This is a genomic window from Candidatus Magnetaquicoccus inordinatus (assembly GCF_004217665.1).
Classification (GTDB): Bacteria; Pseudomonadota; Magnetococcia; order Magnetococcales; family Magnetaquicoccaceae; genus Magnetaquicoccus; species Magnetaquicoccus inordinatus.
Map to the genome: position 1 here is coordinate 1 of NZ_RXIU01000262.1, position 4,209 is coordinate 4,209.

At 53.2% G+C, this 4,209-nt stretch carries 5 protein-coding genes; all 5 read right to left on the minus strand.

What is annotated here, in order from left to right; all coding sequences use genetic code 11:
- Positions 1–128 precede the first annotated feature (128 nt).
- Positions 129–1,031, minus strand: a complete 903-nt coding sequence (locus EJP87_RS14240) for a DUF3991 and TOPRIM domain-containing protein (RefSeq protein ID WP_130472530.1) — start codon at positions 1,029–1,031, stop codon at positions 129–131.
- 431 nt (positions 1,032–1,462) lie between these two features.
- Entirely contained in the window at positions 1,463–2,596 is a 1,134-nt protein-coding gene (locus EJP87_RS14245; protein WP_130472531.1) for a replication protein RepA, read from the minus strand.
- A 43-nt stretch (positions 2,597–2,639) separates the two neighbouring features.
- Positions 2,640–2,861, minus strand: a complete 222-nt coding sequence (locus EJP87_RS14250) for a hypothetical protein (protein WP_130472532.1) — start codon at positions 2,859–2,861, stop codon at positions 2,640–2,642.
- Between the two features lie 39 nt (positions 2,862–2,900).
- Positions 2,901–3,551 (minus strand): AAA family ATPase, encoded by a 651-nt coding sequence (locus EJP87_RS14255; RefSeq protein ID WP_130472533.1) that lies wholly within the window; start codon positions 3,549–3,551, stop codon positions 2,901–2,903.
- Positions 3,552–3,654: 103 nt separating this feature from the next.
- Complete coding sequence (locus EJP87_RS19085) at positions 3,655–4,101, minus strand: tyrosine-type recombinase/integrase (protein WP_130472534.1); 447 nt, start codon at positions 4,099–4,101, stop codon at positions 3,655–3,657.
- Positions 4,102–4,209 lie beyond the last annotated feature (108 nt).

The following is a 4,209-nucleotide window of genomic DNA, read 5'->3' on the forward strand; positions in this document are numbered from 1 at the left end:
AAAAATCGTAAGCCTGCTGCAACGCGCCGTAGGTTTCCACGGTTGGCTTGTTGTCGTCCATTTCGTCACCTCCCATTCTTGTATTGCACAATATAAAATTGAGGCGTTCTGATGAGAATTTCAACCAATCACGTCAATGCCAAGCGCAAAGCGTCATTCCAATCCTTGCCTTCAGGAGATCGTGCCCGCCGTGCGTCAGGGCGTAGCGACTGGATCATGGCAGCAAAGCCCTCTCCGTCCGGGTCGGTATCGGTGGCCGCGAGAATTTCAGCGTCAAGATAGCGGGTCAAAACGTCGGCAAGCAGGGTGCGCTGATCGGGAGACAGGGCACCAGCAAAGGACACAAAAAGACCTGGTGCCGAGTTGAATTGGTAAAAACTCATCACGTCAATGGCACTTTCAGCAATCACAATGCGAGGATGCGGCGCAGGATGGGTTGTCCCTATCCGGCACGCGAACAGGGCTTTCCTGCCTCCGGATGAAAATCCGGTGAAGCCTTTATTCTTGAGTTCCCACCCTGTCACCCCACTGCGGTCATTGTGGCGGAAAGCCACATTGCCGCGTGCGTCGATCCGCACATGATCGGCAAAAGCAGTCACAGTGTTGGGCATGATGCCACGCCCTTCAAGATACCCGCCACGGTAGGGAATCAGGCGATACCATTGGGCAATCAGGGCTACCTGGTCGCGCGGCATGGGTGCAGGCTTGGGAATTGGGAATGGTCGGCGGGCAGTAGGGAAAGAAGAGGGAACAGCGAGCCAAGAACGTAAGACTTTGCGAGCACCGCCAAGGCTCACCCCGTCGCGACGCATGACAAAATCGATCACGCTCCCGTTGTCGCCCGTATCCCGCACGCTGAAATAAACCCCATGCCCATCAGGTGCGGTGGCTACAACAATCTTGTCGCCGTCAGAAGCCCGCCGCATGACCAAGCTGGCCCGACTACTCTCCCGTTTGTCTAAGGTGTACCCATAGCCCGCCACGACTTCGGCAAGATGGAGTTCGGTCTTGAATCGTTCCAGTTCGTCCATGCTACTACCTTATTTTCTTTTCCTACTGCCCGTTTTTTTGTTCATCACAGCAAGACTGTTTTTTGCCTACTGCTGCGTTTCATTCTCTTTGGCTACCCTACTGACCAAGATGCGTTTTGTGTGCCTCCTTGGGGAGTTTTCAGGCTCTTGTGGTCATGCTGCTAAGCGGTTGTGCACAGGTTTGCGTTGCCAACTATTTGAGATTTTTTATTTGAAAGAATCTATTAGATAGATAGGTAGTGGTAATGTGCCATGCTTCCCCTGGGCAAGGTAGTGGTAATGTGCCATAAATGGGTAGTGGTAATGTGCCGTGGATAACATCGACTTTTAACAGAGTTATCAACAGGTTAAAAAATCGGCACGGTTCCGCACGCGCACCAATCGCAAATCATGACATATGGGAGAAACTTGGGGATCGAGAGAGCGACGATCTACCCTTTGCCGATAGCCCACTTCCTGGCAAAACCAAGAAAGGCACTGTCATAGTTCGCGGGTGATTTCGCTTTGCCTGTCTCAAGCCACGCATCGAAAGCAGCTTTGCAGGCGTAAACGTCAAGGCGGGGATAGAGAGAACGAAACCTTTTGATGGTCACCTCGGCAATGCCGCCCATGTTGTGGGCCGCCTCGGCGTCTGGCACTGGCAAGGATCGTCGCACATGGTCGGCCAGTCCAAACGAAACCGCTACAGATTCGTAATGCACCGGCGGCAAGGATGGCTTGAGCAGCAAACCACCAATGATTGCCTCAACCTTGGCTCCTCGATAGACTTCAAGGGCGGCTTTTAGGGCTTTCTTAAATTCATTTTTGAAATTCATAAGATCTTTATATTCATGCCCGAACTGCTCCTTCCAGCCTGTCCAAGGCACCATGACGGGCTTCTTCAAAACATGCAGACGGCGGGCAAGGAAGGAATAAACGTCAATGGCAAGAGAGCTGTGCGCCAAAGCACGTAAGGCGCGAGGGTCAAGAGGCACAGCATGTTCAACCAGGCTGTCAAAATATTTCTGTGAAAGCTCAATCACACCAGGCCACAAAACTCTCTGTTCGCCGTCGTTCTGCATCCATGCTTCAAATGTTTCAATCGGTTGCGTGTTTATCGTCACGGCGTGTCCGTTTGCGTTCCACCCAAGGCACATACGGCAAGCGGCAAGGGCCATCATTTCCCGCCTAAAAAGGGCATAGCTACTGCCGCCATCCGTGTTCAAACCTAAACGCTCCATGAACTGACGGGCACTGTGATCAACCTCAATGATGCGGGAACGCCGTTTAACAGCCTCGGCACTGATGTGGATAAGGGCAAGGCGTGGTTTGGCACCAGCAGGCAATGGCTGATCAACCCAACTACGCCCGTTCCACAACGCTCCTGCCTCTAAACGAATGGAGCCTTGTTGGTACTGCCTCTCAAAGATACGTTCCACCGGCCTGCGACGTGGCAGGAACACCTGGCACAACAAGCCATGCTGATATTCGATTTGCAGGGGGTGTTTCTCTGCAATCTCAACCGCCGCGTCTATGACGCGCATCGTGACCGATGATGGCTTGTTCTTGATGTCTGCGGTGTTCATGCCTCTGCTTTCCCCTTGTGCGACTAGTCATCAGATAATTCGCTTACCCTTCTCCGTTATCCAGTGACCGGCTGACAACGTACTGAATCCAGGAACTCCTACTAATGCCACGATGACGGGCGGCCTTGTCAACCTTGTCAAGCAAGGCCGGATCAAACCGCAGCACGATGGGTTGCTTGATCTTCTTTTCCGGTTGCTCCGGTGTGCGATTTGCACCAGCGATAAAAGACGCTGCCATCTCGTCACCTTGCTGTGTGATATCCATTGTAGACTGTTTAGGTTTCCTTGCGATTGCCATTGTATATCACTTTGATATCTGTTTGTTTGGGTATAGGACAGCGACGAGAGCGGTTAATTCATGTACTGCCTTGGCGTCTTTTGGATTTTGTTCGAGCACAGATAGACCGCCTGCGGCAGCGTTTGGAAACGCCTTCCGTCGGCCAATGGAAATCGACAACATCTCAATTCCTGGGATGTCGGCAATGGCTTGGGCCGCTTCCTCGTTGTCGTGACCTTGGGCATCGGCGGCATTTAATATGGCGACAGCCCGCAGGGTGCTAATCTCCCGTGCCTCTTTCACCAACGCGGCCATTTGATCAACCGCCCAAATGTCAAAGCTGCGTGGCTGCACGGGAATCAACAGGATTTCAGCAACGGTCAAGGCGGCCCGCAGGCTTCCAGTATCGCGCCCGCCAACGTCAATGATGATGTCATCATATTTGCTAACCAATTGTCTTATTTGAGTTCTCAGAGCTGCCCCCTGCAAGCCAACGGCAGTGTAGCTTGGCCTGCCTGTCTGTTCGGTGCGCAACTCGGTAAAAGTCAATGCTGTGCGCTGTTCGTCACCGTCCACAAGCAGCACGTCGTGTCCGGCCAGGGCACGGGCAATGGCAATGTTGACGGCAAGGGTGGTCTTACCGACTCCTCCCTTGATGTTTCCAACGGCTAGGATCACTGGACATTCCACCTTGCAAAAGTCATTAACGAAACAGATGCTACACGATATCCAAGTGATATACAAGAGGTGCTGTTTAGCATACAAACTATGCCTGACCGATTTACCTCCACAATCTTTCGAACCTAGCCGCGTTGGTGGCCGTATAGCGCACGGTGTGCTGAATGTTGCGGTGCCCAAGGTAGTCCTGAATGAGTCGGGTGTCCGCGCCCTGGTCGGCCAGGGCATAGCCACACGCATGCCGGAGCATGTGAGGGTGTGTAGGCAGGGCAATCCCCGAAAGCTCACCAAATTTCCGCACGGATCGCCATGCCGTCGAGCGACTCAACGGTTTGCGCTGTCCCGAGATAAAGAAATCTGTCGTTTCCGGTTTCATCTTGCATCGCTCGACAAGCCACGCCTTTACCGCCCGCACCTCCTCTATCCGCAATAGGTGGGTGGTTGAGAGACCTTGCTTTAGGCATGTGACGTGCTGAACGCGACTTTCCATGTCCACCTGCGCCAAGGTCAAGCCGCAAGCCTCGGACACGCGCAGGCCATGGTGAAACATAAACAACACAGGCGACGCCCCAGACCTACAGCATCACAAACGGCTTGCAATCCAATCGTCAATGGCCGTACTTGCTTCTTGCATCAGCCTGTTAAACGCCACCGAGTC

Bases quoted from the DNA above. Each gene is read 5' to 3' on its own strand.
- EJP87_RS14245 (WP_130472531.1), bottom strand. From the start codon at position 2,596: ATGAACACCGCAGACATCAAGAACAAGCCATCATCGGTCACGATGCGC.
- EJP87_RS14240 (WP_130472530.1), bottom strand. From the start codon at position 1,031: ATGGACGAACTGGAACGATTCAAGACCGAACTCCATCTTGCCGAAGTC.
- EJP87_RS19085 (WP_130472534.1), bottom strand. From the start codon at position 4,101: ATGTTTCACCATGGCCTGCGCGTGTCCGAGGCTTGCGGCTTGACCTTG.
- EJP87_RS14250 (WP_130472532.1), bottom strand. From the start codon at position 2,861: ATGGATATCACACAGCAAGGTGACGAGATGGCAGCGTCTTTTATCGCT.